2 protein-coding genes and 1 pseudogene are annotated in these 2644 nt (G+C 48.6%); 2 read left to right on the top strand and 1 reads right to left on the bottom strand.

The features are described from left to right. Positions 1-176 precede the first annotated feature (176 nt). Complete coding sequence (locus H6F80_RS18875; RefSeq protein ID WP_190793070.1) at positions 177-476, top strand: DUF6629 family protein; 300 nt, start codon at positions 177-179, stop codon at positions 474-476. Positions 477-653: 177 nt separating this feature from the next. Here H6F80_RS18875 and H6F80_RS18880 read toward each other — a convergent pair whose 3' ends face one another. After that, the gene (locus H6F80_RS18880; RefSeq protein ID WP_190793071.1) at positions 654-1451 is read right to left on the bottom strand and encodes a DUF3891 family protein; all 798 of its coding nucleotides are present in this window, start codon (positions 1449-1451) and stop codon (positions 654-656) included. Between the two features lie 316 nt (positions 1452-1767). Between H6F80_RS18880 and H6F80_RS18885 the strand changes: the two are divergent. Next, positions 1768-2477, top strand: a pseudogene (locus tag H6F80_RS18885) (IS6 family transposase). Positions 2478-2644: the final 167 nt, after the last annotated feature.

Below are 2644 nucleotides of genomic sequence, written 5' to 3' on the forward strand. Positions count from 1 at the left end.
AGATCTTAGACAAAGAAAAAATAAAAATTTTCTGACCGAGCACATGAATTCGATGAGCCATACGAATCGCGGTCTAACGACCAAGATAAGCGGCAGCAAATAACCCTCTCAACCCCGTCAAAGTCCCTTAACGTCCGCTTCATCTACTTGTTCATTCGATTCAATAAGACACACGCTTGATCTTTGACCCCTGGGTTTCGCAGCAAGTCGATCGCCTGGTCTATGCCATGATTGTCCTGATTCCGTTTGCACTTGCCGCAAATCGATCTCTGAAGGTGCTGGGTGGCGCAGTCTGCCTCGCTGCGATCGCGTCCCAATGGTTGCTGGATCAGGTCTTTGTTTCGGTTTGGTGCTTCTTTGCTGCCTTGCTTTCTCTGCTAATTCTCCAGGTTTGCCGAACGGCACCTGATATCGATACTCAAAAGAAAACGAATTTGCCGCGATCGAATACAGCTGAAGAAACCAGACCTGCATGATTGAGCGAGCAGAATATAGACGAAGAGACAACACTTTTGGGACAGGTCATTGTGATTCCTTCACGGCAGACCTAGGACGATGTATTCCAATCCATCATGGAGGCGCTCACCACTATGGATGAAATTGAGTGGGAATTGGGTCGATGGTATGGCGATCGGCGGTTAGATAGAATTGTTTCAATTCTGTTTTTCTGCTGAATAAAGCGTTGCTGTTAGGGTTATCCAGGGAGCATGGGCAAGGCGATCGCGCATCGCTTGCTCATCAGCAAATTTCTCCTCTAGAAGCCGTCCTTCAAACACAACAGTGACTTCATTCGTTTGAAAGCACCACGGTACTAACGATAACCGTGCTGGGTCATCAGCAGTAGGCATTAGCGTTAAAATAATGTCACTCGTTGCTGTCGGCACCTGCTCAAATTGTCGCTGCCCGGTTACACCCATACAGATCGCAAGAGACAGCGCATCCAAAGTCGCAACAAGACGCTGATTTCGGGTGAGCATTGAGGGTGTGACATATGGTGCGTAGGCTGGGTCTTGCTCTAAGCAACGGATGAGCTGTTTTTGGAATTCCTTCTCCTGCTGCAAAAAGGTTTCGACAATCCGGGTTGATTCAGGCGATCGCTTCCAGTGCGTAAACCGTTCATACAGCCCTGTCCCATGGAGGGAAACGAGCAGTGCCACATACCGTCCCATTGGCATCGCCAAGTGTTTTGCCCCTGCCCAAAGTTGGGTGTGAACTTCTGGTGCAACCTCATTGAAACTATGTGGGTATCCTGTTTCGGAATTGAGTGTTGGAGCGGCTTCCCAGGGTATCCAGCCAATATCATGCTGTTCTGCCCCCAAGCACACAGCCTGGAAAGGAGCAATTGTGCCAAGCTGTTCATTGCCCCAAGATTGAGCTAACTGACCAGATACCCAGGCATGAGTAGGCTGAGTAATGCAGATTCGGTTTTCGCCAAGGGTGCGGTACAACACGGCTGTTCCTGTTTGAACTTCAATTCAAACCTACCCCTGCAAAAAACGGATGTCTTCACGCCATAGGTTAGAACTCAGGCAAAACAAAATACTCGAACTGTTGACTTGAGGCAACAAGATATCAACCCATAGCAAGAGTTGACACGGGTTGATTGTCAACCTCTTAATGTTTGTAGATGACGCATTAATTTTTCCACCTGAGCAGTAGAATTCGTAAACCAATCTGCAGACCCAATCCGATAAAGTTTCCAAGGTTATGTCGCAAAAACCAGCCGATGGTAAGGTAGGTAAGCCCAGCTTGCCTTCTCCTTCTCCGATGTCTACTCCTACTCTGTTCAAGTGGCGGCACTTTCTGCCCGAAATCATCCTGCTCAACGTTCGCTGGTATTGCCGTTACTCCCTCAGCTATCGGGACTTAGAGGAGATGATGCAAGAGCGGGGGGTGGCGATAGACCACTCGACGATCAACCGTTGGGTTTTGAAGTATGCGCTAGAGCTAGACAAACGGATACGACGGCACCTGAAACCGACGAACGATTCGTGGCGGGTGGACGAGACGTATATCAAAAGCAAGGGCATGTGGAAGTATCTATATCGTGCTGTCGATTCAGAGGGAAATACTCTGGACTTTATGCTAAGGGCAAAGCGGGATGGCAAGGCAGCAGCACGCTTCTTTCGTAAAGTCTTGAAAGGTCAGCACACTCGAACTCCACGAGTCATTACCGTGGATAAAAATGCGGCTTATCCCGTCGCCATGGAGTCCCTCAAAGAAGATGGGACAATCGACCAAGAAACCCAATTGAGACAGAGCAAATATTTGAATAATCGGGTTGAACAGGATCATCGAAGCATCAAGCGCATTGTGAAGCCAATGATGGGGTTCAGACATTCAACAGCGCCAGACGCACTTTGAGTGGAATTGAGGCGATGAACATAATACGGAAAGGACAAGTCAAGGGCATCGGTCGAGGAGATAGTGTCTCTCAGATCAAATTTATCGAAGCACTCTTTGGAGTAACTGCTTAAGACGATGACCTTGATGGATATTGTTTGCTTCTGAAGAGTTTTTGCGACACAACCTATGGCGGCAGGTACAGCAGTTCGATCTCCTGCTCGTGCTCGTCCAACCACTGTTTCACTGCCCCTGAACAATGCACTGGATGCCGGTCCACAATCCACAGCAACTTGCGCTT

Source organism: Leptolyngbya sp. FACHB-711 (assembly GCF_014695615.1).
Classification (GTDB): domain Bacteria; phylum Cyanobacteriota; class Cyanobacteriia; order Elainellales; family Elainellaceae; genus Leptolyngbya_A.